We start from the raw sequence: 25,505 nt of genomic DNA on the forward strand, positions 1-25,505 counted from the left end.
TCTGCCGTGGCGCACACCCGGACTGGAGGCACGGCGTGCGCCCGGCAGTGGGCGCGGCCGTCTCAGGTGGTGACGTCCAGGGCCTCGGCGACCAGCGCCTCCAGGACGGTGCGCACCACGGGGCGGACCGCACGGTCGGGGCGGACCAGCGCCTCGATCCGGCGCCCCGCACGCACGTCGGCCAGCTCGGCCAGGTGGAACCGGCCGGACGCCCGGGTGCCCGACGTGTACCGCGGCACGAGCGCGACCCCGTGGCCCGCTGCGACCAGGTTCTCGATGACGGGCAGGTGGATCGTCCGGAAGGCGACGCTCGGCGGGGCGTCCGACGCCGCCGCCATCGCCTGCAGGACCCGGTCGATCGGGTAGCCCTCGGGCACGCCGATCCAGGTCTCGCCGACGACCTCGTCGATCCCGACCCGCTCACGACCGGCGAGCCGGTGTCCCGGTGGCACCGCGACGTCGAGCGGTTCGCGCAGGAGCGGCACGGTCTCGACCGATCCCTGGTCCGCCGGCCGCACCCCGTCCGACCGGTGTCCGACGACGATGTCGTGGTCGGCGGCCAGGGGTGCGAACTCCCCCTCGCTGACGTCCACGTCGACGAGGGCGAGCTCGATACCGGGGTGCGCGCGCATCCGGGTGAGGACTCCGGGCAGCAGCAGTTCGGCCGCCGACGGGAAGATCGCGAGGTCGACGCGGCCCGTCGCGCCGCCCAGGTGCTCCTGCCACGCGGCGTCGACCCGGGCGATCGCCGTGGCGACGCCGGCGGACAGGCCGGCCAGCACCTCGCCGTGGGCGGTGAGCCGGACGCCGCGTCCGATGCGCTCGACGAGCGGAACGCCCACCTGCCGCTGCAGCGTCTGCAGTTGCTGCGACACCGCGCTGGGCGTGCGGTGCGTGGCCTCGGCGACGGCGGTGACGCTGCCGCGCTCGGCGAGTTCGCGGAGGACGGCGAGCAGGTGCACGTCGAAGTCGACCATGCAGGGAGGCTACAACGTCGGTTGCGAACAATTCGCTGGTCCTACACCTTCGGAGCCACCACGATCGGAGCATGACCAACCGTGACCGCCTCCTCGCCCTGGTCGTCGCCGTCGTCTGGGGCCTGAACTTCCCCGCGACCGCGCTCGCCCTCGAGCACTTCCCGCCGTTCCTGCTCGCGGCCCTGCGGTTCACGATCCTGGCGGTCCCCACGCTGCTGTTCGTGCCGCGGCCGAAGATCCCGTTCGGGCGGCTGCTGCTCGTCGGGTTCGGGCTCGGGGTGCTGCAGTTCTCGTTCCTGTACCTGAGCATGGCGTCGGGGATGCCGTCCGGGCTCGCCTCGCTCGTGCTGCAGGCCTCGGCGCCGTTCACCGTGGTGCTCGCCGGGGTGTTCCTGCGCGAACGGCTCACCGGGCGACAGGTCATCGGCGTGACGATCGCAGTCGCCGCCCTCGGCCTGATCGCCCTGCACCGCTCGCAGACGGCGGCCCTGCTGCCGGTGGTGCTGGCGCTGTGCGGCGCGCTCGGGTGGGCGATCGGCAACGTCGCGACCCGACGAGCAGGAGCCGCGAACCCGCTGCACCTGACGCTCTGGTGGTCGGTCGTGCCGCCGATCCCGATGGCCGTGCTGTCGTTCGTGGTCGAGGGGCCGGACCGCATCGGCGCCGCACTCGGCACGGCCTTCACCATCGAGGCCCTGCCGGCGGACCTCGGCCTGCTCTACATCGTGCTCGTCGCGACCCTGGTCGGCTACGGGATCTGGTCGCGACTGATGGCGACCTACCCGTCGAGCACGGTCGCGCCGTTCTCGATGCTCGTTCCGGTCGTCGGTGTGCTCGCGTCGTGGGCGGCCTTCGGCGAGGTGCCCGACCTGGTCGAGGTGCCCGCCGGCGCCGTCGTGGTCGGGGCGGTGCTGTGGTCGTCGCGACCGGCGCGGCTGTCAGACGAGCCGGTCCCCACGCCGGTCGACGGGGTCCCGGTGCCGGCGCCGATCGACGGGGTCCCGGTGCCGGTGCTCAGCCCCGGTGCTGGCGACGCTCCGCGATGATCCCGGCGAGCGCACCGCGCAGGTGCGGGTACCGGAACTCGTAACCCGCCTGGGTCAACCGGGTCGGCACCACCCACCGGCTCTTGAGCACCAGTTCGGTCTCGGTGCGGATGGCGAAGGACCCGACCTCGAGCATCCACCGCGGCGTCGGCAGTCCGAACCGGCGGCCCACGGCGTCGCGGATCGTCGCCATCACGGTCCGGTTGTCGGACGGGTTCGGGCTCGACACGTTCACCGGCCCCTCGAGCTCCGGGTGGTCGCGGACGAACCGGATCGAGCCGAGGACGTCGGCGATGTGCACCCAGCTGAACCGCTGTCGGCCGCGGGTCGGCCGGTGGTGGTGGTACGTCCCCGCCCGCAGTCGGGAACGCGTCGGCACCCAGGCGCCGTCGTACTGCGGCCCGCCGAGGCCCGTCTGCGCCAGTCGGAGGAGCGGCACGAGTGCGCTGCCGTCGCCGAACACGATCGCCATCCGGAGTGCCACCCGACGGGTCGACGGCAGGTCGGCGCCGAAGAACGCGTCCTCCCACGCGCGCGCCACGGAGACCGAGAAGCCCTCGCCGAGCTCGCCGGTCAGTTCGTCCTGGGGGCGGTCGTCGGCGTGCCGGTAGATCGTCGCCGTCGAGGCGTTCAGCCACAGCGGTGGCGGCTGCTCGGCGGTGCGGATGGCCTCGGCGAGCTCGAGCGTGGTGTCCACCCGCGAGCGCGTGATCTCGGCGCGGTTCTGGCGGCCGTACCGGCAGTTGACGCTCTTGCCCGCCATGTTCACGACGAGGGCCGCACCGTCGACGAGCTCGCGGATGCGCAGGGTGTTGCCCCACACCGCATCACCGGTCCGGCCCACCGTGACGACCTCGTAGCCCTCTTCGGTGAAGGCATCGCGCAGGTACTGCCCCACGAACCCGCTCGCTCCCGCGATCACGACGCGGCCCTTCTGGTCGCTCATCTCATCCCCGTCCTGTGTCCGGCGCGATCTCGTACCGGAACGCCCCCTCGTACCGGTACAGCGTGCCGAGCACCGGCGCCGAGAGCACCAGGGACACGCGCTGGAGGTCCGCTTCGTCATCGAATCGTTCCATCAGCGTCACACGTGGTGCGATGAGGGCCGGGAGGCGCACCTCGCGTCCCATCGCACGGAACGTCACGCGCGTGGAGACCAGGCGCAGGGCGCCCGCGTCCGGCCCGTGCGCGTCGACCTCCGCCCGGAGCCGGGCGCTGACGCGCCCGTGGCGACCGAGGTGGTCGACCAGGCCGTCCGGTTCGGCGGTGATGGCGTCCACCATCGTGCGGCTGCCGGAGCGGAACCGGAAGGTGCGGTGCGCGCGGACCGCGGGGCGGGCCTCCCGTCCGGCACGACCACGACGGACGCGAGCCGGGTGGTTCTCGACCGTGAAGGGGACGTCCCGTTCCCAGACCGGGAACATGACGGAATCGCGGGCGAACCAGGCGAGGAGGGGCCAGAGCCACCGGCGCGGTGTGCCGACGACGTCGAACACCCCTTCACCGCGGCCGACGTGACCGGGCGGGATCGCGCCGAAGTACGCCGAGATCCGCGGGTGCAACCGGGCCAGCACGTCGGATGGTGTGGACAGCTCGTAGGGCGACCGGGTCACGTCCCGATCCTGGCATGTCGTCGGTGCCGATCCCTACGATGTGGCACATGGGTCACGACCACGGAGCAGGGCACTCGCACGGGCACGCGTCCGAGCGCGCACTGCTCATCGCGTTCTGCATCTCGGCGACGATCCTGCTGGCCGAGGTCGTCGGTGCCGTCGTCACGGGTTCCCTCGCGCTGCTGGTCGACGCCGGGCACATGGTCGTCGACACCGGTGGGCTCGGCATCGGACTCGTCGCGACGCGGCTCGCTCGCCGCAGCCCGACGACGCAGCGCACGTGGGGCTTCCAACGTGCCGAGGTGCTCGGCGCCACGGCGCAGGCGGCGATCCTGCTCGCGGTCGGCGTCTTCGTGATCATCTCCGCGATCCAACGGCTGTTCGTGCCCGCCGAGATCCACTCCGGACCGCTCCTCGTCTTCGGCATCATCGGACTCGTCGGCAACCTGGTGGCCTACGGCGTGCTGCTGCGGGCCTCCGGCGAGGGCTTCACCTCGCGCGCCGCCCGGCTCGAGGTCCTCAACGACACCCTCGGCTCCGTCGCCGTCATCGCCGCCGCGATCGTGCTCATGCTGACCGGGTGGGAGCGTGCCGACTCGGTCGCCGCGATCCTGATCGGCCTGCTCATCCTGCCGCGGGCGATCCGGCTGCTGCGCGAGACCGCGAACGTGCTGCTCGAGTCCACGCCGCCGGGGCTCGACCTCGACGACGTGCGGGGCCACATCCTCGAGCTCGAGCACGTCATCGCCGTGCACGACCTGCACGCGACCCTGGTGGCGACGGGGGTCCCGAACCTGACCGCGCACGTGGTGGTGGATGACGAGTGCTTCTCGACGGCGCACGCTCCGCGGATCCTCGACGAGCTGCAGCAGTGCGTGGCGGAGCACTTCGACGTGCCCGTGGAGCACTCGACCTTCCAGCTGGAGCCCGCGTCGCACCGGCGGCACGAGCACGAGGTGCACGCGTAGCGGTGCTGGCGGGCGTTGTGCGTGTCGACGCGGAACGACTTCGTCGACGTCGTACGACATCGGCTTCGTCGTTCGTTGCACGCGCGCACTGTTGCCGGTGCCCGGAGACGACATCCTCGACGTCGTACGACATCGAGAGTGTCGTTCGGGGTCGGCGTTCGCCCCGCCCGCGTCAGCAGTCGTCGGTGCGCGTCGGGTACGCCGTGATGACGCGGTCGGTGGTGGCGGAGACGATGACCTTCACGAACGGGTCCGCATCCGGGCGCGACCCGTCGTCGAACCGCACCGGCGCCGCGTAGCAGACCTTGCCGTCGCCGGCGTCGACCGGGAACCCTGCTCGCGGTGCGACCAGCGCCGTCTGCACGGCCGTGAGCATCGCGTCGTCCCAGTCGCGGGAACCGTGGCCCGCGACGACTCCCTGCCAGTCGGCGGTGTGCCGCTGCCGGATGTGCTCGTAGCCCTGTGCCGAGGTGCCGCACTGCAGGGTGACCCGCCCGAGCGCCGCGGTGTCGTACTGGGCGACGGCCGCCTGGGTCGTGGAGTCGCACCGCGCCAGGGTGGTGTCGCCGGGCAGGTCCGGCCCGGTGCGGGTGATCGTGACGGTGCCGTCGCCGGAGGCGGTCGCAGCGTCGCTCGGCGTCCCGGAGCTCGATCCGGCGCCGATGGTCGGGTCGTCCGCGCCTTGCCTCGCCGTCAGGAACAGCCCGCCGGCGAGGAGACCGGCGGCCACCACGGCCGCGATCCCCGTGATCACGGGACGGTTGCGGTTCTGGGGCACGCGCCCAGTATGCCGGGAGTGCGACCCTGACGACGGAACCAGGTTCCGGACACGACACCGCGCGATCGCGTGGTTCGGTGTCCGGGACCTGGTTCCGGGATGCGACGGGCGGACGGGAGGCCCGCCCCGCGTCAGGCGCGCGCGGCCAGTCGGGTGCCGGCGATGACGGCCAGGACGGCGACGAGCACCACGTACCCGATCAGGACGGGCAGGGTCGGGATCACCAGGAGCGCCGCCCCGACGGCCACGACCGGCACCGTCAGCCCGGCGTACGCGATGAGGAACGTGGCCGCGAGCACCCCGCCCCGACGCTCGGGACCGACCAGGGCTCCGGCACTCGCGATGCTGGCCCGGAAGAGCAGCCCGACCCCGGCGCCCGCCACGACGCCACCGCCGATGAAGCCGGCGACCTGCAGCAGGACCGCGGCGACGGCGAGCACCGCCAGGCCGCCGACCAGGAGCACCATGCCGAGTCGGATCTGCGTGCGCTGCGTGAGTCGGGCGAACACGATCTGCGAGACGGCGCTCGCGGCGAACACCCCGAAGGTCGTCGCACCGGCCGCCAGTCGGTCGGTGACGTGGAAGGTGGTGCCGAGGAACCCCGGGGCGACCGATGTGAAGAGCCCCTGGACCGCGAGGGCCGCGAACGCTGCGGCACCGGCCGCCCAGAACGCGGCGGCCTTGCCCTCCGGCGCCTGCATGCGCTGCGGGCGGTAGGGCACACGGGTCTCGGGGCGGGCGACGGTCTCCGGCACGACGAGGACGAGCACGAAGGCCACGGTCAGCGCGACGACGAACACGACGTACGGCACCATGAGCGGCGCTCCGACGAACTCGGCGAGCGCACCCCCGACGAGGGCACCGAGCGACAGCCCGCCGAGGTTCACGGCACCGGCGGCGACGCTCGCGCCCTTCGCCGAGTCGGACGAACCGGTCGCACGGACACGCAGCTCACCGAGGTGGGCGGTCGCCGTGGCGGTGAGCGTGCCGACGCCGAGGCCGGTCACGAGCCGCGCGACGATGAGGCCGGTGACGTCGTTCCAGACCAGGAACAGCACGGCGGCGACGAGCTCGAGCGCGATCGACACGAGGATGAGCGGCTTCCGCCCGTGCACGTCGCTGAGGTGCCCGGCCAGGTACAGGGACCCGACGACCCCGACGCCGTACGCGGCGAAGATGATCGTGGTGGTGAACGTCGGGAAGCCGTCCCGTGCCTGGTAGATGACGTACAGCGGTGCGGGGACGGTCGCGAAGGCCATCACCGACAGGAACGCGAAGGCGACGGCCCAGAAGCCGAAGCCGTGGCGCCGACGGGTGTGCGCACGACGACCGCGCGGGGCCGGGACGCGGTCGCTCGCGGGAGCGCTTGCGGTGGCGGGGAGAGCGCCCGTCCGGGTGTCGGTCACGGTTGACATGCTCCGATGATCGCGCGCGCCGAGCATCGAGTCCAACGGATGCTCTTGATGCCGTCCATCGATCGGATCGATGATGGGGTGATGGAGACCCGCCTGCTCGAACAGTTCGTGACCGTCGCCGCCGAGGGCAGCGTGACCCGGGCGGCCGAGCGCCTCTGGGCGGCGCAGTCCACGGTGTCGGCCGGGATCGCCTCGCTCGAGCGGACCTTCGGCGTGCGGCTGTTCGACCGCACCGGACGGCACCTCGTCCTCACGACCGCCGGCGAGGACCTGCTCCCACACGCCCGCGCCGTGCTGGAGTCGCTCGACCGGATGCGCGACCTGGCGACCGTGGACGACGCCGACCTGCGCGGACGGGTGCGGCTCGGCATCTTCACGAGCATGGACATCGTCGACCTGACCGGCGTGCTGCAGCGGTTCCGGCGGCGGCACCCACTCGTCACCGTGGAGCTCATGACCTCGCCGTCCGGCACGACCGGGCTCGTGCAGGACCTCGTCGCCGGGCGCCTCGACCTCGCGTACACGGGGCTGCCGACGGTGCCGGCCGGTGTGGTGGTCGAACCATTGCGCGAGATGCCGTTCCGGGTCTTCACGGCGTCGGACCACCCGTTGGCGGGGCGCGCCTCGGTGTCGCTCGCCGAGCTCGCGGACGAGCCCTTCGTCGACACCGCGCACGGGTTCGGCAACCGGATCATCCTGGACGGCGCACTCGAACGGCTCGGGATCCGGCGGCGGATCGTCGCCGAGATGAACGACATGCCCGCGGTGATCCGGTTCGCTTCGGCGGGGCTGGGGGTCGGGGTCGTGCCGGACTCCGGGGTGCGGCACGACGGCGCGGTCTTCGAGCTCGAGGACGCGGTCGAACCGCTCCGCATCGGCCTGGCGATCCGCACGAGTCCGGAGCCGAACCGTGCCGTCCGGACGCTCGCGCGCGACCTCGTCGCCGCGCGCGTCGTGTGACGCGGCGCCGGTTGGTGGGTCCCACCGACGGACGGGAGGCGCGGGGCGGGTCCGCCACGGGCCTCCCGGCCGTCAGTCCCCCCAGATCGTCGCGATGAGAGCGGGCAGGAGCCCGTCGGTCGGGACGTTGGTCTGCTCGATGGTGATCCAGGTGTCACCTCGGGCGAAGTACGTGTACGCCTTCTCCACGCCGTAGGGCTCCACGATCCCGCGGGACTGGCAGAACGTCCCGCCGTCGCGCTCGGTGCACGTCCCCCCGCCGTCGTGCGCCGGGAACTCGTCGATCTCCTGCTGGATGGCGGCCTCGGTGGCGGTCCCGACCCGGACCTCGATCCCCGAGACGTCCGCGCGCGGGTCACGCCACGTGCAGGAGACCTTCGACTCGACGCCTGCCGGGTCCTGGCCGTCGGGGACCCGATCGGTTCCCGACGGCGGATCGGCCTGCGTCAACGGAGTGTCCCCGAAGAAGCGGTCGTAGTCCGCTGCCGAGACGAGCGCGCGACAGTCCGTCGGTATCGTCGCCACGTCCACCGGGGCGCTCGGGGTCGACGTCGGGGTCGGTGCGCCGGTGATCGGCGCGGAGCTCGGGGTCGTCGCGGTGGGCGAGGGCTCGGGCGCCTGCGTCTGGGTGGGCGCGGCGACCGGGGTGTCCTGCTGGGAGAGCGTCAGGGCGACGGCTCCGGTCGCGGTGCCCACGGCCAGGAGCGCCACGACACCGATGACGATGCCGGATCGGCCACGACCCCGCCTCGCCCGCGGGGTGGCGCGCTCGAGGACGTTCTGCTTCATCGAGACGAGCATGCGCTGCAGGTCGTCTCCCTCGGGAGGTTCAGTGTTCATCGTGCGTCACCACCTTCTTGAGTCGGCGTCGGCTGCGGGAGACCCGCTGCGTGACCGCTCCGACACTGAGTCCGAGCATCTCGGCGGCCTCGGCGTACGAGTACCCCTCGAGCAGGCAGAGCTCGCAGATGCGGCGGTCGATGGCGGGGAGTGCGGCGATCTCGTCGCGGACCCAGCGCAGGAGGTCACGGGCCTCGTCCTGGTCGGTGGGAGCGGCCAGGTGTTCGGGCAGCTCGTCAGCGCGCCGACGCGCCTGCTTCCGGCCGGTGTTGAAGGCGTGGTTCCGGCAGACGACGAGCAGCCACGGCAGCACGGTGTCCGCCGGGAGCTCGAGCGTCACCGCCCGCTGCCAGAGGGTCAGGAACGAGTCCTGCACGATCTCCTCGACGTCGGACCGGTCGTCGACGAGTGCCCAGGCGTACCGGGTGAGCGTGGCGGCGTAGCGGTCGAACACCCGTGCGAGCGCACCGGTGTCCCCCTGCGCGATCGCACGGACGAGTCCTTCGTCCGTGTCGGTGCCGGTCGTCACGTCCACATCCCACCTCCTTCACCCAGAGGTGTCGGCAGGACCCGCGATCCTGACAGGACCGTGGCGGAAACGTGATCCCGGGCGTGTCCGGGCCGCGGTGCGATCGACCGCGCCCGATGCGGATCAGTGGAAGTCGTCGCCCTCGCCCTCGCCGGGCGCTTTGTGCCCGCCGAGCATGTCGTTGTCGTCCTGGTCGCTGGTCGACGCGAGCTGGAGCATCGCGAGCACGACGACCACCACGATGAACGCGACGCCGAGGAAGATCACGGCCAGCTGCAGTTCCCGCGTCGAGAACAGCACGACGAGCCCGGTGAACACCGCGATGATCGCGGAGATCCCGAGGAGCTCGACCGGGCGCAGACGGTCACGACGGCTGGGGGTGGTCATGCGTGTGGTGCTCCGTCCGGGGCGACGGCCGGCGTGGCCGTGCCCCACTTGTGCGAGAGGCCGGCGATCACGTGGAAGACCGCCGTGATGGCGAGGTAGGCGCCGAGCAGGCCGACCAGGACGATCGAGGCGTCCAGCGTGCCGGTGACCTGCTCCACCCCACCGAGCTGCTGCGAGTAGTCCGGCGGGGTGATGAGGAACGCGATCGCGAGCAGCAGGGTGAGTGCGCCGATCGTGGTCCAGTCCCGCGCGAAGGGGGAACGACGACGAGCCCGCAGCCCTTGTGCCAGCTCGAGGGCCCCGGTGAGCACCGCGAAGGCGACGATGACCGAGATGAACGCCGGCAGCCCGAGACCGTTGCCGGCGAACCCGGCGACGGCGGCGAGCAGGGTGATGACGGCCTGCAGCAACGTGGTGCGGCGGGACCGACCGTCGAGCGGGAGCCGCGCGACGCCCGCCCACAGGAGCACGAGTCCTTCGACCAACGCGAAGCCGGCGAACAGCAGCAGGCCGTAGCCGGCGGCGTGGTTCGTCGAGAAGGTGATGACGAGCGCGACGACCGCGGCGGGCACGGCCCGGAGGATCGGGATCGGCCAGTACCGCGCGCGTTGGGTCGCCTCGTTCACGGTGGTGGAGTCGTCCACGGTGTCGGACACGGGACCTCTTTCAGGCATGCGGATCGTGAGATCGATCCTACCGCCGCGGTGGCAGCCGACCGACCGCCGGGGGTTCCGCAGCACTGAGGATGCTCGAATGCCCGGTGGGGTGGCGCCGCCCGAGCGACGCCACCCCGGTCGCTGGATCAGGACCGCTGCTGGTCGTCCGGCACCACCGACCGCCGTGCACGCCGACGAGCGAGCCACCAGCAGGTCGAACCGGCCGCGACCACCACCGCGGCGAGCGCGGCGAGCAGCCCGAGGTCGTCGACGCCGGTGTAGGCGAGGGCGCTGCGTGCGGCCTGCGGTCCCGCGTCGGCGACCGCGCCACGGGGATCCCGGTCGCCGTCGTCGTCGCCGTCGTCACCGCTGGGCGCATCGGGCACCGATGCCTCGTCGTCGGGTCCGGGCGCCGGGGACGGGGACGGGCTCGGCGCGGGCCCGTCGTCGTCCTGCTCGACGACGATCGCGACCTCGGTCGACGGGTCGCCACCGTCCGGGTCCGTGGGGGAGGTCGCCGTGGCCACGTTCACCACGTCGGAGCCGTCCCCCTGGTACTCCGGGTCGAGGACGGCACGGAGCCGGAAGTCGTGGGTCTCCCCCACGGCGAGCGCCACGTCGGACCGGCAGGTCACCCGCTGCCCCTCGGCCGTGCAGCCGTCGTCGGACCCGACGAAGCGCATCGCCTCGGGCAGGTCGTCCACCGCGCCGACCTGCTGGGCGACCGACGGTCCGCGGTTGCGTGCGGTCACGGTGTACTCCACCTCGTCGCCGGGTTCGACGGTGGACGGCGACACCGTCTTGTCCGTCTCGACGTGGGCGACGACCGGCGGCAGGGCGACGGTCGTGGTCGCCCGCGAGGTGTTGTCGGACTCGTTCGTGTCGGACAGCGACGTGGGTGGTGCGATGGTGGCGACGCTCTCGAGCGGCCCCTCGACTCCGTCGGCGATCCGCCCCTCGACCGTCACCACCGCCGAACCACCGCGGGGCAGGTCGAGGTCGGTCGCCACGTCGCCCTGCCCGGACGGGGTGGCGCAGCCGGAACCCGTCACCGCCTCGCACGTCCACGTGGCGTCCTGGACACCGTCGGGGACGTCCACCTGCAGCGGGCTGGGGTCGGCGGCGTTCGGTCCGGGGTTGCGCGCCGTGACGGTGTACCGGACGGGTTCCCCGGCGACGGCGGTGGCGGGCAGGTCGTGCTCGACGGACAGGTCGGCGGGCTTCCACACCCTGAGGGCGTCGACCTCGTGGTTGTTCACGTGGCTGCCGGTGGCGCCGGCGAACCCGAGGCGGAGGGTGCTCGGCAGCGGTGCCTGGTCGTCCCCGTGCAGGGGGACCGCGTCGAGCACGGTGCGCATCGTCGAGCCGACCTGCAGCCGGACGGTCATCGAGAGCTCGCCGGCGTCCCCCGGCATCAGGGTGATGCGCACCGTGCGCGGCGTCGACCCGTTGGTCACCGTGCCGCCGGGAGCGGGAGCCCCGGCGACGTACCGGTAGCCCTCGAGGCCGTTGCCGGAGCCGCGGACGACGACGTGGTCCTGCTGGGCTCCCGGTCCGGAGGCGTTGATGCGCGACGAGAAGTTGCCGTAGTGGTCGATCGCGATCCCGGCGAAGCCACCGGGCACCCCCGGCAGGTCGCACAGCCGCCCGCCGCCCTCGGTTGCCTCCTTGCGGCAGGCGTACCCGAGCCCGGCGCCGAACGACCCCACGCCCTGCGCCGCTGCACCGTCGGCGAGGTACAGCAGCAGGCCGTCGGCCCCGGGGTCGTCCTTCGCGGTGTGCATCGCGTAGGTGAACTCGATCTCGAGCCCGGTGTCCGAGGGGAACGTGTCGTTCGTCGACCAGGCGCCGGCCTGGTTGCGGACGTCCGCGGTCAGCCGGAGTCGCCCGCCGGAGACCGCGGCGTCACCGTGCAGGGCGCCGCCGGACGCACTGGAGAACTGGTTGACGTAGGGGAAGTCGAGCGTCGCCGCACTCGACCCCGTGGGCAGGATCGTCGGTGCCGCGAGCACGGCGAGCGCGGTCAGCGCGGTGCACGCCGCTGCGAGGCGACGGGCCACCCGCGACCGGGCCGGACGTGGGACGGATGCTGGAGCAGTGGGTTCTGTCATGCCCCGATCGTCGCGATCCGGGCGTCACCGGACGGCGGGCCGGAACCGATCTGTGGAACGCGGCCGCGGGCCTCCTGGCTGTGGAGGAGAACGGACGGAGCTGGTCCGCTCAGGCCAACCAGACCGTCGTCTCGCCGGGGAGGACACCCGGCAGCACGCCGGCCGCGTCACCGAGCGGCCCGGACGCGACCACGACGTCACCCGACGGCAGCGGAACGGGCGTCGTGCCGAAGTTCGTGACCGACCGCCACCCGTCGTGCCGGGCGAAGGCCACGACGCCGTCGTCGGAGTCCAACCAGGTGAGCTCCTCGCCCTGCTGCAACCGGCGACGCGCGTCGAGCGCTGCCCGGTACAGCGTCAGGGTGGACGTGGGGTCGCCGTCCTCCGCCTGCACCGACGACGCCCCGAAGTCAGCGGGCTGCGGCAGCAGCGGCGCGACGTCACCGAAGCCGAACGACGGCCCGGAGGTCGTCCACGGGATCGGCACACGGCACCCGTCACGGCCCTTGACGGTGTGTCCGGAGCGGAGCCACTTCGGGTCCTGCAGCTGGTCACGCGGGATCGCGGCGGCTTCGTGCAGGCCGAGTTCCTCGCCCTGGTAGACGTACGACGACCCGGGCAGCGCGAGCATCAGCAGGGTCGCGGCGCGGGCTCGGCGCAGGCCCCGCTCCCGGTCGAGCTCGGGCGTGGTGCCGTCCGTCAGCAGCCAGGCGTCGGTGTCGGTGTCGTCCGGCAGGCCGTACCGACTGGGGTGCCGCACGACGTCGTGGTTCGACAGCACCCAGGTGCTCGACGCACCGGACTGCTCGGACGCCGCCAGGTTCCGCTCGATGATGCTCCGGAACGCAGCGGATTCGAACGGCGCCTCGAGCAGGTCGAAGTTGAACGCCTGCCCGAGTTCGGTGGGCCGGGCGTACAGGACGCGTCGCGGGGCCGGTGCCCAGGCCTCGGCGACGGCGGCCCGGGGCGGGTCGTACTCGTCGAGCACGGTGCGCCAGGACGCGAAGACCTCGTGCACCTCGTCGCGGTCGTACAGCGGGTCGGAGCCGTCGAGCGGCAGCGCGTGCTCGTTCGATGCGCGGTACGGCGTCGACAGGTCCTTCGCCAGGCCGTGTGCGACGTCGACCCGGAAGCCGTCGACCCCGCGGTCTGACCAGAAGCGCAGCGTGTCCTCGAAGTCCGCACGGACCTCAGGGTTGGACCAGTCCAGGTCGGGCTGCTCGGGTGCGAAGAGGTGCAGGTACCACTGACCGTCCGCGACCCTGGTCCAGGCGCTCCCGCCGAAGTTCGACACCCAGTCGCTCGGCGGCAGTTCCCCGGACACACCCGCCCCGTCGCGGAAGACGTAGCGCGCCCGTTCCGGCGAGCCGGGCGCGGACGCGAGTGCCGCCCGGAACCACTCGTGCTCGTCCGAGGTGTGGTTCGGCACGATGTCCACGATCACCCGCAGGTCGTGCTCGTGCGCGGACCGGAGCAGGGCGTCCAGGTCCTCGAGCGAACCGAGTCGTGGGTCGACCGCCCGGTAGTCGGCCACGTCGTACCCGCCGTCGGCGAGGGGCGACGGGAAGAACGGTGAGAGCCAGAGGGCGTCGACGCCGAGCGCCGCCAGGTAGGGCACGCGGCTGGTGATGCCCGCGACGTCACCCAGGCCGTCGGCGTTCGAGTCCGCGAAGCTGCGTGGGTAGACCTGGTAGACGACGGCGTCGCGCCACCAGTCCGGGTTCGACGTGCGGGGTGTGCTGGCCGGCGTCCGAAGCGTGCTCACGTCGCCACCGTACCCATCGCGACCGTACCCAGCGGTCTGGGAATAGCACGCCGTACGCTCGGATTGGTTGTCGCAGACACCTTTCCGTCCCAGAACAACGTCTCGAACCAGAAGGATCACCATGACGAACGTCCTCGCACTCGTCGGCAGCCTCCGCGCCGACTCCATCAACCGCAAGCTCGCCGAGGCCGCGGCGCACCACGCGCCGGAGGGCATCGAGGTCACCACGTTCGACGGCATCGTCGACCTGCCGTTCTACAACGAGGACATCGACGGCGACACCCCGCCGGCCGCAGCGGTCGCCTTCCGCGACGCGATCGCCGCCGCGGACGCCGTCCTGCTCGTCACCCCCGAGTACAACGGCACGATCCCGGCCGTGCTGAAGAACGCCCTCGACTGGGCATCGCGTCCGTTCGGCGCCTCGCCGCTGTCCGGCAAGCCGCTCGCCGCCATCGGTTCCGCGTTCGGGCAGTACGGCGGCGTGTGGGCCCACGACGACGCCCGCAAGGTCGCCGGCATCGCCGGCGCGAAGGTCCTCGAGGACGTCAAGGTCGCGATCCCGCAGTCGGTCGTCCGCTTCGCGGAGACCCACCCGCGCGAGGACGCCGAGGTCACCTCGCTCGTCCAGGGCGCGCTGAACGCACTCGCCGACGCCTCGACCGAGCAGGCCGCCGCGTAGAGCGACCGGGTGCGGTCGACCGCACCACAGGACGGACGGGAGGCCCGTGGCGACCCCGCCACGGGCCTCCCGTCCTGCATGCGGGAACGAAGCAGGCACACCCACAGGAAGTCGCTAGACGGCCTCCATACGAGACGGACTAGCCTGTGCCAATGGCAACGCAGGAGATCACCGAGGCGTCCGGGTACTGGTTCCCCGACGACGACGCGACCCAGCGCGGGGTCGCCGTGCTCAACGCCCTGCGTCGCTACCGGGCCGCCGAGACCGCGATGCGCCGCCGCACCCGCGACTCGATGGGCATGGGCGAGACCGACCTGCTCGCCGTGCGCTTCCTGCTGCAGTCGCAGCGCTCGGGCCGCAGCGTCAGCCCGAAGGACCTCGCCGCCTACCTGAAGATCTCGTCGGCGTCGACCACGATCCTGATCGACCGCCTGGTGAAGTCGAACCACGTGCGCCGCGACCCGCACCCCACCGACCGTCGAGCGCTCGTGATCACCCCGACGACCGAGACCGATGACGAGGTCCGCGCGACCCTCGGCATCATGCACCGCCGGATGATGTCGATCGCCGAGGGACTGCCCGCGTCCGAGGCACGCATCGTCGCGTCGTTCCTCGAGCAGATGCGCGGCGCCGTCGACCAGGTCGACCCGGCCCCCGCGCACTGAGCGTCGCCCCGCCACCACCCCGGGGGACAGTGCGGTTCCGTGCGCACTGAGAGTGGTCACGGCCGCACCGCGTAGACCGGAAGGGTCACCGACGCGAAAGGAGCCACCACCATGCACGCTTCGGACAAGATGGCCAAGAACCTCCAGGCGGTCCTCGTGGACCTCATCGACCTGCACCTCCAGGGCAAGCAGGCCCACTGGAACATCCTCGGCACGAACTTCCGCGACCTGCACCTGCAGCTCGACGAGATCGTCGACGCCGCACGCGAGTTCGCCGACGACACGGCAGAGCGCATGCGCGCCCTGTACGCCGTGCCGGACGGACGCTCGAGCACGGTCGCGGCGTCGAGCCACCTCGACCAGTTCCCCGACGGCGAGATCACGACCCACGACGCCATCGACCAGGTGACGCTCCGCCTCTACCAGGCGACCGGCACCATGCGCGACGTGCACGACGAGGTCGACGAGGAGGACCCGACGACCGCGGACCTGCTCCACGGCTTCATCGAGCGCCTCGAGCAGCTCGCGTGGATGGTCTCGGCCGAGAACCGCGCACCGAGCACGCCGCTGGCCTCCGCCACGACGCCCGCAGTCGCCGACGCTTCGGCGCACGCCTAGGGGACCGAGTGGACCTCGGCATCCAGGGCAAGACCGCGCTCGTCTTCGGTGCCGACTCCGGCATCGGCTGGAACACGGCTCGCATCCTCCTGGCGGAGGGTGCGACCGTGGTCGTGAGTGACCTCGACCAGGCGCAGCTCGACAACAGCGCCGACCAGCTCGAGGCGCCGCTCGGCAGACTGCACGCGTTCGCCGCGGACGTCACGAGCGCGGCGAGCCTGGCGGACCTGCACGGCAAGGTGCGGGACGCCGTCGGCGCGATCGACATCCTGGTGCAGTCCTCGGGCGTCACCGGCGCCCAGGGACTGTTCCACGAGATCGACGAGCAGGGTTGGGCCGACACCATCGACGTCGACCTGATGGGTCCTGTCCGCATCACGCGCGAGTTCATCGGCGACCTGCGGCAGGGCGGTTGGGGCCGGATCGTGTACCTCGTGTCCGAGGACGCCTCGCAGCCGTACGACAACGAACTGCCCTACTGCGCCGCGAAGGCCGGGGTCCTGTCGTTCGCGAAGGGCCTGTCGCGCACCTACGCGCAGGAGGGCGTCCTCGTGAACACCGTCAGCCCCGCGTTCATCCACACGCCCATGACGGACGCGATGATGAACAAGCGGGCGAAGGAGACGAACCAGAGCTTCGACGACGCGATCACGAGTTTCCTCGACGAGGAACGTCCCTACATGGAGCTGAAGCGCCGCGGTGAGCCGGAAGAGGTCGCGAACGTCATCGCGTTCCTCTGCTCCGACCTCGCGAGCTTCGTCAACGGCTCCAACTACCGGGTCGACTCCGGCTCGGTCGCCACGATCTGACGCCGGGAGGCACCGTGACCGACTACCGATACCTCATCATCGGCGGCGGGATGGTCGCCGACGCCGCTGCCCGCGGTGTCCGCGAGCTCGACGCCGACGGCACGATCGGCATCCTCAGCGAGGACGTCGACCGGCCCTACGCCCGGCCGGCCCTGTCGAAGAAGCTGTGGACCGACCCGGACTTCAGCTGGGACGAGAAGGTCGACCTGCACACCGAGGAGACCGGGGCGTCGTTCGTCCTCGGCACCGCGGTGACGGGGATCGACCGTGCATCGAAGACCGTGACCACGGCCGACGGCCGGACCCACGGCTACGAGCGGCTGCTCATCGCGACCGGCGGCAAGCCCCGCGGGTTGCCGGGCCTGGAGCCCTCGGACCGCGTGCTCGACTACCGCAGCGCCGACGACTACCGGAAGCTCCGCGAGCTCGCCGACGCCGGGGCGCACGTGGTCGTCGTCGGTGGCGGCTACATCGGCCAGGAGATCACCGCGGGGGTCGTGCAGAACGGCGCCCGCGTCACCCTGGTCGACCCCGACGACATCGTGGGCGGCCGGATGTTCCCGGACGACCTCGCGCGTGCCTTCCAACAGCGCTTCGTCGACGCCGGCGTGGACCTCCGACTCGGACGTCGGGTCGAGTCCGGCACGCAGACGGCCGACGGGGTCACGCTCACGCTCGACGACGGCTCCGTGCTCGAGGCAGACGCCGTGGTCGCCGGACTCGGCATCGAGCCCGCCACCCAGCTCGCCGCCGACGCCGGTCTGACCGTGCGCGACGGCATCGTGGTCTCGTCGACGCTGCTCACCGACGACGACTCGGTCTTCGCGGCCGGCGACGTCGCCGAGTACCCGGACCGGATCCTCGGGACCCGTCGGGTCGAGCACGTCGACAACGCGCAGCAGCAGGGACGACAGGCCGGCCGGAACCTCGCCGATGCCGACGAGACCTACGACCACACGCCGATGTTCTACTCCGACGTCTTCGACATGGGGTACGAAGCGGTGGGGCAGGTCTCCACGAAGCTCCGCACCGTCGAGGACTGGCAGGACCCGACCGTCACCGGCGTCGTCTACTACCTGGACGACGACGACACGGTGCGCGGCGTGCTGCTCTGGAACGTGTGGGACAAGACCGACGAGGCCCGCAAGGTCCTCGCCGAGGCGAACTCCCTGACGTCGGACATGCTGCCGGGCCGCATCACGGCCTGACCGGCACGCTGGTCGCCCTGGACGCGACCGACGGGAGGCCCGGTGCCGGTTCCGAGAACCCGCACCGGGCCTCCTGTCCGTCGCGTGCAGTGCCCGGTGTCAGCGGTTCGGGTCGGCTTCGGGTGCGACGGCGTCGACGACCGCCTTGCGGTCGGCGGGGTCGACCGGCAGGTCGTCCCCGTCGGCCATCGCGACCGCGTGGGCGGACTTCGCCGCCTCGAGCGTCTCGTCGTCGTTCTTCGCCATGCCGACCAGTTCGACGAAGCGCGACTTCACGAGCATCCACGCCTCACTCGGACTCAGACGCGACAGGTCGGACGCCGTCGAGTCGTCGCGCACCCGCTGCAGCGAACCGACCCCGCGGTCCGGCAGCCGGTGGTCGACGTGCGCGACCGCCAGCTGCGCGACCGCGTCGGCCTGGGCGTGCATCACGGAGTGGGCGCCGTCGACGACCTCGCGCAGCACCGCGTAGGGGAACACCCGCGCGAGCCGTCGGATCCAGTCCCGCGGGACCATCGCGTCGTGCTCGCCGCGGACGATGAGGGTGCGCGCCTGCACGTGGGCCGCACGCTCCTCGATCGGGAACGCGATCATCCGGGGCAGCACCTTCGAGAACCAGTGCCATCCGCACAGCGCGTACGCCGTGATGCCGTGCCACCGGACCGCCGAGGGCTCGTGCAGGGTCGACCGCAGGAACCGGAACGCGGACTGGCGGACCGTGCGCGCGTGCGAGTCGACGACCGGGCTGATGAGCACGAGGTCCGAGATCTCCGGGTGACGCGCCGCGACCTCGGTCACGACCTGGGTGCCCATCGAGTGGCCGACCAGGACCGGGTCGACCAGGCCGAGGTCGTCGATGACCTTCTCGACGGCGTCGGCGTAGCGCTCGATCGAGACCTTCCCGCGGAACCGGGGAACGCCCGCGAAGCCGGGCAGGTCGAGGGCGTGCACCGGGCCGTTCTCGTTGAGGTGCGGGGCAAGCCGCTCGTAGTAGGTGGCCGCGATGCCGAGGCCGGCGACGAGCAGGAAGGCACGCTCCCCCGGCTCGCCGATCGAACTCACGCGGACGTACGTGCCGTCGACCGCGACCCGGTCCACCTCGACGGTGACGTCGGCGTTCTCGGCCTCCGCGAGTTCGCTGGCCGGGTCCGGGGTGGCTGCCGTGCGCTCGTCGTTCACGTGGGTCTCCTCGGGTCGGGCGAGCGCCCACGATACCCGCGGACACCGCCGCAGCGTGCGCTCCCGCCCGGTCAGCCGCTGAAGGTGTTCGCGGGGAACCCGTGCACCCGCGTCGGCACCGCCAGGATCGCCCCCGAGGACGGGTGCTGCTCCAGCTGATCCTCGGTGAGGTTCTCCCGTGCCGAGGCGACGAACAGCGTCGACATGTCGGGGCCGCCGAAGGCCACCGACGTCACGTTCGGGGTGGGCAGCTCCACGGTCTCGAGGTGCGACCCGTCGGGGCCGTACCGCTCCACCCGGCCGCCGCCGTAGACCGCACTCCACGAGCAGCCCTCGTCGTCGCGGACCAGACCGTCGTGGGCGTGGCCGACGACGAACGGTTCGAGCTCGCCGAGTTCGCCGTCCGGACCGTACGACCCACGGTAGATCGTCGACACACTCGTGTCGGTGACGTACATCACGGTGCCGTCGTCCGACCACTCGAAGCCGTTCGTCACGCCGAAGCCGCCGCGGAGCACGCGCGTCGCACCGTCCGCCTCGACCGAGTACAGCGCACCGTCCGGCTCGCCCGTCGTCAGGTTCATGCTGCCGACCAGGAACCGGCCGAACGGGTCGCACTTGCCCTCGTTGAACCGGAGCCCGGCCGTGGCGTGCTCGACGCGGGTGAGTTCACGCTCGACCACCCCGTGCTCGTCCGTCACGACGACGGTGTCCCCGAGCGCCGCGACGAAGCCACCGGAGGCCCGCGGCTGGAAGCTCGCGAGCGGCGGCGGGAGCGGGACCGTCGACACCACGGTGCCGTCGGACTGCGCGGTGACGAGGGTGCCGAGGGTGATGTCGGTCCAGCGGAGGAGCTGCGCCGACGGGTCCCACACGATGCTCTCGGCGAGGACCGCCCGGGCGTCGGAGAAGACGGTCACGGGCCCGGTCGTCGCGCTGGTGCTCATCGGACCGGTCTACCGGCGCCGGCTCCGTGCTCCCTCAGCCGGGCGCGCTGCCTACCAGTTCACGCGCTGGGCGACACCTCACGGGACCGCGGGCGCGTGGTGTGTCGCCTGGCACGAAAGTCCGCAGGCCCCGCTTCGATCAGAGGCGGGCGTACCGCGCGCGGAAGAAGCTGTAGACGCCGAAGGCGAGGAACCCGATGCCGATCGCGACCAGGACGAACACGCCACCGGGCATCGAGCGCACGGCATCGAACGCCGCGTCGAGGCCCGTCGCCTGGTCCGGGTCGCTCCGCAGTCCGGCCACACCGATGAGCACACCGACGATGACCACGGCGATGCCCTTGCCGACATAGCCCACGACCCCGAGCACCGTGACCACCCGGTCGAGCGTCCCGGACGGTCGGGTGATCTGCTTCCGGAACGTCCGCCGACACCCGATGACCACGAGCCCGATGCCGACCGCGACCGCGATCGCGCCGGCGAGGAGCAGCACGAACACCCCGCCGGGCGTCGCGAGGGTCTTCGCTGCGGCACTCTGCGACGAGCTGCTGGAACTCGACCCGGCGCCGAGGGCGTACGACGCCGACGAGTACGCGATGATGCCGTGGACCACGGCCTTCGCGACGTCCTTCGCCCGGGCGAGCCACCCACGCGTGCTGTCCGACCGGCCGCCGACGACGGCCTCGACGATCAGCCGCACGGTGAGTGCTGCCGTGCCGATCGCGATCAGCCAGAGCAGGAAGACCCCGCCCGGCACGGCAGCGATCTGCTGCAGTGCTCCGGACTGGTCGGTCTCACCGCCGGAGGACGCGTTGCCGATGCCGAGCAGGATCGCGAGGTACCCGATCAGCAGATGGACGATGCCGCTGCCGACGAAGCCGGCGCGAGCGGTCAGCTCGAACCAGCGGCTGTCCGCCGCTCGTCGGACCTGTCGTCCGGTCTCCCGTGCTGCGTGCTCTGCTGTGTCGCTCATCCGGTCAAGCGTGCCCGACGCGGGCCGGTCTGTCCGGGCCGCGCCGGGCAGTGGGGCTGCCACGGTGCCGGACGGGAGGCGCAGGGCGGGCTGCACCCGCGCCTCCCGTCAGTCCCCCTTCACGTTGACGACCTGCCGCAGCGTGTGCCGGATCGACACGAGGTCCGACGCATCCGCCATGACCTGGTCGATCGGCTTGTACGCGCCCGGGATCTCGTCGAGGAACGCGTCGGTGTCGCGGTACTCGATGCCGACCATCGCCTCCCGCAGCTGGTCGTGGGTGAAGGTCCGCCGTGCCGCGCTCCGCGAGAACAGCCGGCCGGCTCCGTGCGGCGACGACTCGAGCGACGGCTTGTTGCCGAGGCCCTCGACGACGTACGACGCCGTGCCCATGGACCCGGGGATCAGGCCGGCCTGACCTGCCGTCGCCTGGATCGCGCCCTTGCGGGACACCCACACGGACTTCCCCCAGTGCGTCTCGCGCTGCGTGAAGTTGTGGTGGCAGTTGATCCGCTCCTGCTCGTCGACGAGGGTACCGACGACCTCGGACAGCTGTCGCACGACGCGGTCCATCATCTCCTCGCGGTTGAGCAGGGCGAAGTGCTGTGCCCACCGCAGCTCGGCGATGTACCGGTCGAACTCCGGCGTGCCCTCGACCAGGTAGGCGAGGTCGGGGTCCGTCAGCTGGATCCACCAGCGCTCCATCAGCCGCTTGGCGACCGTGATGTGCCGCTGTGCGATCTTGTTGCCGACGCCCCGCGATCCGGAGTGCAGGAAGAGCCAGACCCGGTCCTGCTCGTCGAGGGAGACCTCGATGAAGTGGTTCCCGGAGCCGAGCGTGCCGAGCTGGTTGCGCCAGCCGCCGTGCGCCTGTGCGGGGTCGAACCCGGCGGCGTCGGCCATCGCCTCGAGCTCGGCGATCCGCGGCGCGGCGGTCGCGACGATCTTGCGGTTCGACGCGCCGGCCGACAGCGGGATCGCGCGCTCGATCTGCTCGCGCAGCTCCTGCAGGTCGTCGGGCAGGTCGGCCTCGGTGAACTGGGTCCGGACCGCGATCATGCCGCAGCCGATGTCGACGCCGACGGCAGCCGGCATGACCGCGCCGAGGGTCGGGATGACGGAACCGACGGTGGCGCCGAGGCCGAGGTGGGCGTCCGGCATCAGGGCCAGGTGCGGGAACACGAACGGCATGCGTGCGGTCGTGCGGGCCTGCTGCTCGGTGTTGTCCTCGAGCATCGAGGCCCAACTCAGCAGCCGGTCGTTGATCTTCTTCATTGCTTCGTCTCGCTTTCAGGATGGCCGTCTGGACGGTCGTCTGGACGGTCTTCGATGACGGTCCGGGACGGTGTCCGGCCTGCGCTCCGGGCGACGTCGAGCGCGACGTGGCGAGGATGAGCAGGACGACGAACGCCCCGGGCCGGGTGGGCACGGGGCGTCGTGGGACGTTCCGTGCCTACGCGGGATAGCGGAGGGACCACTGCTGCTGCGGTTCGGGCAGCACGGCGGTCGCGTCGAGCTGGAGCTCGACGCGTTCCTCGTTGTGCTGCACGGCGCGCATGCGCGGTCCTTCCGGTGTGCCCGGGACGGGCGTTCCTGCCGGCGGCGTTGGTGCCGCTGGCGTTCCTGCCGGCGGCGTTGGTGCCGCTGGCGTTCCTGCCGTTGGGCAGGAGAGCGACAGTAGTGCGACACGCCCGGGATGCGCAACTCACCCGGGCGTGTCGCGGTCGTCCACAGCCGGGAGGTCCGTCCCGCGTCCTCCACAGCGGGGTACGTCCGCCTGATGGTCGCGCCTCGGGCGCGGGCAGTCTGGGTGCATGACGGAGCGCACCGAAGACACCCTCGACGCGGTCGACACCCACGCACGCACCGACGGCTACGCCCCGCTCCGCACCTACGGAGCGATCGGCGATGGTCGGACCGTCGCGCTCATCGCCCGCGACGGACAGATCGACTGGCTGCCGATCCCCTCGATGGACTCGCCGCCCGTGTTCGCGGAGATCCTCGACGCCGAACACGGCGGCCACGTGGCGCTCCGCCCGGTGGACCGATCGGCCGAGGTCACCCGCGAGTACCTGCCCGGCACCAACGTGCTCGTCACCACGTGGACGACACCGTCCGGGCGGGCGACGGTGACGGACGCGATGGTCACCGGGGTCGCCGGTCGCCTGCCGTGGGCCGAGGTCGCGCGCTGCGTCCAGGGGGTCAACGGGTCCGTGGAGTTCGAGTGGGCCGTCGTGCCCGGCACCCTGCTGGGGACCGCTGAGCCGAAGCGCCTCGACACCGCGAACGGCGCCGTCATCGGCATCGACGGCATCACGATCGCGATCGTCGAGCAGGGGTTCGACCCGGTGGACGACGACCGCCCGCGCTTCTCCGGCCGGTTCACCACCGGCGACGGATCGAAGCACATCCTGACCATCGTGGGCACGCACGACGAGCCGATCTTCATGCCGCGGCCGGAGAGTGCACTCGCCGCGATGGACCGGACGATCGACAACTGGGCGACCTGGTCGGAGGAGTTCTCCTACGACGGCCCCTGGGCCGAGGCAGTGCAGCGCAGCGCCCTCGCCCTCAAGCTGCTCATCTTCTCGCCGACCGGAGCGATCGCGGCGGCGCCGACCACGAGCCTGCCCGAGGACCGGACCGGCGGCAAGAACTGGGACTACCGGTTCGCCTGGGTGCGCGACCTGTCGTACACCGTGCACGCCCTGACCCGGTTCGGCCTGCGCGAAGAGACCCACGCGGCGGTGTCGTGGGTGATGCGCACCATCGCCGAGCACGACGAGGACATGCCCATCTTCTACGAGCTCGACGGCACGAAGAGCGACGACGTCGAGGAGCGCGACGTCCCCGGGTGGAACGGCATCGGCCCGGTCACGGTGGGCAACCGAGCCGGCGACCAGCTGCAGCTCGGGGTCTGGGGTGACGTCTTCGAGATCCTGCGCCAGTACGTGAACGCCGGCAACGTCCTGGACCGGAAGACCGCGGCCGTCCTGCAGCAACTCGCCGACGACGCCTGCCACCGGTGGGAGGAACCGGACTCGGGCATGTGGGAGCTCGAGGACACCCAGCACTACGTCACGAGCAAGATCGGCTGCTGGCAGGCCCTCGACGCCGCGGTGGACCTCCACGATGCCGGCATGATCGACGGGCCGCGCGCCAAGTGGGTCGAGAACCGCGAACTGATCACGCAGTGGGTCGCGGAACACGGCTGGGACGAGGAACGCGGTCACTACGTGATGTACCCGGGTTCGGACGCGCTCGACACGTCGATCCTGCTGCACGCGATGAGCTCCTTCGACCGCGGCCCACGCATGGCGTCGACCATCCGGGCGATCGAGGAGCAGCTGCAGCGCGGACCGCTGGTGTACCGCTACTCGGGCATCGAGGACGAGGAGTCGCCCTTCGTCGCGTGCTCGTTCTGGCTCGCTGCCGCGATGGCCTGCACGGGCCGGATCGACGACGCTCGGACCCTGATGGACGAGATGGTCGGCCAGGCGAACGACGTCGGGCTGTTCAGCGAGATGATCAGCGAGGACGGCTCGTTCATGGGCAACCTCCCCCAGGGGCTGTCGCACCTGGCGCTCATCCAGGCAGCGCTGACCATCGAGGAACTGACTGGCGAGGACGACCGCTCGGAGTGATCATGGAGGGGTCATGAACGACGTCGATGCACGGATGGACCGGCTCCGCAGGGCCGCTCGCTACCGTTACCAGCAGCTGGTCGACAGTGAGATCGAGCGGGGGTCGCTCGATCCGGACGAGGTGCGTGAGGAACGCCGGCTGCTCAAGGCGGCCGATGTCGCCGCGCATGCTCGGGCGCAGATCGAGGAGGCGGAGCGCCGCGGCGTCTTCGAGGGCAATCCGTACCACGGCAAGCCCCTGCCCGGGAACGACGGGCAGCACGACCCGGACTGGTGGATCCGCTCGAAGATCGAACGCGAGGACATCCGCGGCATCGCTCCTCCCGCTCTCGCACTCCGCACCGAGGACGCGGAACTCGACGATGCCCTCGACGCACTGTCGACGGAGGCCGACGTGCGCGATGTCCTGGTGGACTTCAACGCCCGGGTGAAGGAAGCCCGACGTCAGCTGCTCGGTGGGCCGCCGGTCGTGACGCCGCTGCGGGATGTCGACGACGAGGTCACCGCGTGGCGTGACCGCCGGGAGGCCCGTCTCGCCGCGGCCGCAGCGGCTGCGGCTGCATTGGCGGCCGGGTCTGACGACCGTCGCCGCCGGTGGTGGCGCCGGCGTCACTGAACGTGGTGAAGGGCCGTCCCGGTTGCCCGGGGCGGCCCTTCACGTGTGGTGCGGTGGTGCGTGTGGTGCGGGGTGTTACTTGATCTGTGCGGTGATGGTGGCGGTGCCGACGAGGAGGCCGC

The 25,505-nt window shown here is 71.8% G+C and carries 25 protein-coding genes; 10 read left to right on the top strand and 15 right to left on the bottom strand.

Annotated features, from left to right (window positions below; translation table 11 throughout):
- Positions 1-62: 62 nt before the first annotated feature.
- Positions 63-977: a LysR family transcriptional regulator gene (locus HQQ88_RS14915; RefSeq protein WP_173169940.1), complete on the bottom strand. Its 915-nt coding sequence runs from the start codon at positions 975-977 to the stop codon at positions 63-65.
- Positions 978-1,048: 71 nt separating this feature from the next.
- Here HQQ88_RS14915 and HQQ88_RS14920 point away from each other — a divergent pair, with 71 nt between their 5' ends.
- A complete protein-coding gene (locus HQQ88_RS14920) occupies positions 1,049-2,023 on the top strand; it encodes an EamA family transporter (protein WP_173169942.1) in 975 nt (324 codons plus the stop codon).
- On the opposite strand, the gene HQQ88_RS14925 is transcribed toward HQQ88_RS14920, so the two are convergent.
- Positions 1,992-2,969: a DUF1731 domain-containing protein gene (locus HQQ88_RS14925; RefSeq protein ID WP_173169944.1), complete on the bottom strand. Its 978-nt coding sequence runs from the start codon at positions 2,967-2,969 to the stop codon at positions 1,992-1,994. The two genes, HQQ88_RS14920 and HQQ88_RS14925, sit on opposite strands and share 32 nt — an antisense overlap.
- Position 2,970: 1 nt before the next feature.
- Positions 2,971-3,636, bottom strand: a complete 666-nt coding sequence (locus HQQ88_RS14930; RefSeq protein WP_173169946.1) for a DUF4166 domain-containing protein — start codon at positions 3,634-3,636, stop codon at positions 2,971-2,973.
- Positions 3,637-3,683: 47 nt separating this feature from the next.
- On the opposite strand from HQQ88_RS14930, the gene HQQ88_RS14935 reads away from it, so the two are divergent.
- Positions 3,684-4,604, top strand: coding sequence for a cation diffusion facilitator family transporter (locus HQQ88_RS14935; RefSeq protein WP_123339948.1), 921 nt, complete (start codon positions 3,684-3,686; stop codon positions 4,602-4,604).
- A 172-nt stretch (positions 4,605-4,776) separates the two neighbouring features.
- On the opposite strand, the gene HQQ88_RS14940 is transcribed toward HQQ88_RS14935, so the two are convergent.
- On the bottom strand, positions 4,777-5,382 hold the full coding sequence (locus HQQ88_RS14940; protein WP_173169948.1) for a hypothetical protein: 606 nt from the start codon (positions 5,380-5,382) through the stop codon (positions 4,777-4,779).
- A 131-nt stretch (positions 5,383-5,513) separates the two neighbouring features.
- Complete coding sequence (locus tag HQQ88_RS14945; RefSeq protein ID WP_173169951.1) at positions 5,514-6,797, bottom strand: MFS transporter; 1,284 nt, start codon at positions 6,795-6,797, stop codon at positions 5,514-5,516.
- A 48-nt stretch (positions 6,798-6,845) separates the two neighbouring features.
- On the opposite strand from HQQ88_RS14945, the gene HQQ88_RS14950 reads away from it, so the two are divergent.
- Positions 6,846-7,757 carry a LysR family transcriptional regulator gene (locus HQQ88_RS14950; protein WP_173169953.1) on the top strand — a complete coding sequence of 304 codons (912 nt, stop codon included), beginning with the start codon at positions 6,846-6,848 and terminating at the stop codon, positions 7,755-7,757.
- A 72-nt stretch (positions 7,758-7,829) separates the two neighbouring features.
- Here the strand turns inward: HQQ88_RS14950 and HQQ88_RS14955 are convergent, their stop codons facing one another.
- The 6 genes from HQQ88_RS14955 to HQQ88_RS14980 form a co-directional block, all read right to left on the bottom strand.
- Entirely contained in the window at positions 7,830-8,597 is a 768-nt protein-coding gene (locus HQQ88_RS14955) for a hypothetical protein (protein WP_173169955.1), read from the bottom strand.
- Positions 8,587-9,126: an RNA polymerase sigma factor gene (locus tag HQQ88_RS14960; RefSeq protein WP_173169957.1), complete on the bottom strand. Its 540-nt coding sequence runs from the start codon at positions 9,124-9,126 to the stop codon at positions 8,587-8,589. Before HQQ88_RS14960 ends, HQQ88_RS14955 begins: the two co-directional genes overlap by 11 nt.
- Before the next feature lie 123 nt (positions 9,127-9,249).
- The gene (locus HQQ88_RS14965; RefSeq protein WP_123310696.1) at positions 9,250-9,513 is read right to left on the bottom strand and encodes a hypothetical protein; all 264 of its coding nucleotides are present in this window, start codon (positions 9,511-9,513) and stop codon (positions 9,250-9,252) included.
- Positions 9,510-10,169, bottom strand: coding sequence for a DUF308 domain-containing protein (locus HQQ88_RS14970; RefSeq protein WP_254067124.1), 660 nt, complete (start codon positions 10,167-10,169; stop codon positions 9,510-9,512). Before HQQ88_RS14970 ends, HQQ88_RS14965 begins: the two co-directional genes overlap by 4 nt.
- Positions 10,170-10,315: 146 nt before the next feature.
- Positions 10,316-12,280 carry a DUF11 domain-containing protein gene (locus tag HQQ88_RS14975; RefSeq protein WP_173169961.1) on the bottom strand — a complete coding sequence of 655 codons (1,965 nt, stop codon included), beginning with the start codon at positions 12,278-12,280 and terminating at the stop codon, positions 10,316-10,318.
- 109 nt (positions 12,281-12,389) lie between these two features.
- Positions 12,390-14,045 (bottom strand): glycoside hydrolase family 13 protein, encoded by a 1,656-nt coding sequence (locus tag HQQ88_RS14980; RefSeq protein WP_367917029.1) that lies wholly within the window; start codon positions 14,043-14,045, stop codon positions 12,390-12,392.
- Positions 14,046-14,166: 121 nt separating this feature from the next.
- Between HQQ88_RS14980 and HQQ88_RS14985 the strand changes: the two genes are divergently transcribed.
- The 5 genes from HQQ88_RS14985 to HQQ88_RS15005 all read left to right on the top strand — a co-directional run bounded on the left by HQQ88_RS14985 (position 14,167) and on the right by HQQ88_RS15005 (position 18,024).
- Positions 14,167-14,724 carry an NADPH-dependent FMN reductase gene (locus tag HQQ88_RS14985; RefSeq protein ID WP_111086916.1) on the top strand — a complete coding sequence of 186 codons (558 nt, stop codon included), beginning with the start codon at positions 14,167-14,169 and terminating at the stop codon, positions 14,722-14,724.
- Positions 14,725-14,876: 152 nt separating this feature from the next.
- Positions 14,877-15,389: a MarR family winged helix-turn-helix transcriptional regulator gene (locus HQQ88_RS14990; RefSeq protein ID WP_111086917.1), complete on the top strand. Its 513-nt coding sequence runs from the start codon at positions 14,877-14,879 to the stop codon at positions 15,387-15,389.
- Positions 15,390-15,500: 111 nt separating this feature from the next.
- Positions 15,501-16,007, top strand: a complete 507-nt coding sequence (locus tag HQQ88_RS14995) for a Dps family protein (RefSeq protein WP_111086918.1) — start codon at positions 15,501-15,503, stop codon at positions 16,005-16,007.
- 8 nt (positions 16,008-16,015) lie between these two features.
- On the top strand, positions 16,016-16,816 hold the full coding sequence (locus tag HQQ88_RS15000) for an SDR family oxidoreductase (protein WP_173169965.1): 801 nt from the start codon (positions 16,016-16,018) through the stop codon (positions 16,814-16,816).
- 14 nt (positions 16,817-16,830) lie between these two features.
- Positions 16,831-18,024, top strand: a complete 1,194-nt coding sequence (locus HQQ88_RS15005; RefSeq protein ID WP_173169967.1) for an FAD-dependent oxidoreductase — start codon at positions 16,831-16,833, stop codon at positions 18,022-18,024.
- A gap of 99 nt (positions 18,025-18,123) precedes the next feature.
- Here HQQ88_RS15005 and HQQ88_RS15010 read toward each other — a convergent pair whose 3' ends face one another.
- From HQQ88_RS15010 to HQQ88_RS15025, 4 genes are all read right to left on the bottom strand, one after another.
- Positions 18,124-19,203: an alpha/beta fold hydrolase gene (locus HQQ88_RS15010; protein ID WP_173169969.1), complete on the bottom strand. Its 1,080-nt coding sequence runs from the start codon at positions 19,201-19,203 to the stop codon at positions 18,124-18,126.
- A gap of 71 nt (positions 19,204-19,274) precedes the next feature.
- Positions 19,275-20,150, bottom strand: coding sequence for an SMP-30/gluconolactonase/LRE family protein (locus tag HQQ88_RS15015; protein WP_173169971.1), 876 nt, complete (start codon positions 20,148-20,150; stop codon positions 19,275-19,277).
- Positions 20,151-20,289: 139 nt separating this feature from the next.
- Positions 20,290-21,123, bottom strand: coding sequence for a DUF1206 domain-containing protein (locus tag HQQ88_RS15020; RefSeq protein WP_173169972.1), 834 nt, complete (start codon positions 21,121-21,123; stop codon positions 20,290-20,292).
- A 108-nt stretch (positions 21,124-21,231) separates the two neighbouring features.
- A complete protein-coding gene (locus tag HQQ88_RS15025; protein ID WP_173169974.1) occupies positions 21,232-22,398 on the bottom strand; it encodes an RtcB family protein in 1,167 nt (388 codons plus the stop codon).
- Positions 22,399-22,937: 539 nt separating this feature from the next.
- Here HQQ88_RS15025 and HQQ88_RS15030 point away from each other — a divergent pair.
- Complete coding sequence (locus tag HQQ88_RS15030; protein WP_132099406.1) at positions 22,938-24,767, top strand: glycoside hydrolase family 15 protein; 1,830 nt, start codon at positions 22,938-22,940, stop codon at positions 24,765-24,767.
- Positions 24,768-24,780: 13 nt separating this feature from the next.
- Positions 24,781-25,383 (top strand): DUF1992 domain-containing protein, encoded by a 603-nt coding sequence (locus HQQ88_RS15035; RefSeq protein ID WP_173169976.1) that lies wholly within the window; start codon positions 24,781-24,783, stop codon positions 25,381-25,383.
- Positions 25,384-25,505 lie beyond the last annotated feature (122 nt).

It is taken from the genome of Curtobacterium sp. VKM Ac-2861 (assembly GCF_013204965.1).
Classification (GTDB): domain Bacteria; phylum Actinomycetota; class Actinomycetes; order Actinomycetales; family Microbacteriaceae; genus Curtobacterium.

Coding starts and splice junctions, on each gene's coding strand:
- HQQ88_RS14915 (WP_173169940.1), bottom strand. CDS start 977: ATGGTCGACTTCGACGTGCACCTGCTCGCCGTCCTCCGCGAACTCGCC.
- HQQ88_RS14920 (WP_173169942.1), top strand. CDS start 1,049: ATGACCAACCGTGACCGCCTCCTCGCCCTGGTCGTCGCCGTCGTCTGG.
- HQQ88_RS14925 (WP_173169944.1), bottom strand. CDS start 2,969: ATGAGCGACCAGAAGGGCCGCGTCGTGATCGCGGGAGCGAGCGGGTTC.
- HQQ88_RS14935 (WP_123339948.1), top strand. CDS start 3,684: ATGGGTCACGACCACGGAGCAGGGCACTCGCACGGGCACGCGTCCGAG.
- HQQ88_RS14945 (WP_173169951.1), bottom strand. CDS start 6,797: ATGTCAACCGTGACCGACACCCGGACGGGCGCTCTCCCCGCCACCGCA.
- HQQ88_RS14950 (WP_173169953.1), top strand. CDS start 6,846: ATGCCGTCCATCGATCGGATCGATGATGGGGTGATGGAGACCCGCCTG.
- HQQ88_RS14955 (WP_173169955.1), bottom strand. CDS start 8,597: ATGAACACTGAACCTCCCGAGGGAGACGACCTGCAGCGCATGCTCGTC.
- HQQ88_RS14965 (WP_123310696.1), bottom strand. CDS start 9,513: ATGACCACCCCCAGCCGTCGTGACCGTCTGCGCCCGGTCGAGCTCCTC.
- HQQ88_RS14975 (WP_173169961.1), bottom strand. CDS start 12,280: ATGACAGAACCCACTGCTCCAGCATCCGTCCCACGTCCGGCCCGGTCG.
- HQQ88_RS14985 (WP_111086916.1), top strand. CDS start 14,167: ATGACGAACGTCCTCGCACTCGTCGGCAGCCTCCGCGCCGACTCCATC.
- HQQ88_RS14990 (WP_111086917.1), top strand. CDS start 14,877: ATGGCAACGCAGGAGATCACCGAGGCGTCCGGGTACTGGTTCCCCGAC.
- HQQ88_RS14995 (WP_111086918.1), top strand. CDS start 15,501: ATGCACGCTTCGGACAAGATGGCCAAGAACCTCCAGGCGGTCCTCGTG.
- HQQ88_RS15015 (WP_173169971.1), bottom strand. CDS start 20,150: ATGAGCACCAGCGCGACGACCGGGCCCGTGACCGTCTTCTCCGACGCC.
- HQQ88_RS15020 (WP_173169972.1), bottom strand. CDS start 21,123: ATGAGCGACACAGCAGAGCACGCAGCACGGGAGACCGGACGACAGGTC.
- HQQ88_RS15025 (WP_173169974.1), bottom strand. CDS start 22,398: ATGAAGAAGATCAACGACCGGCTGCTGAGTTGGGCCTCGATGCTCGAG.
- HQQ88_RS15030 (WP_132099406.1), top strand. CDS start 22,938: ATGACGGAGCGCACCGAAGACACCCTCGACGCGGTCGACACCCACGCA.
- HQQ88_RS15035 (WP_173169976.1), top strand. CDS start 24,781: ATGAACGACGTCGATGCACGGATGGACCGGCTCCGCAGGGCCGCTCGC.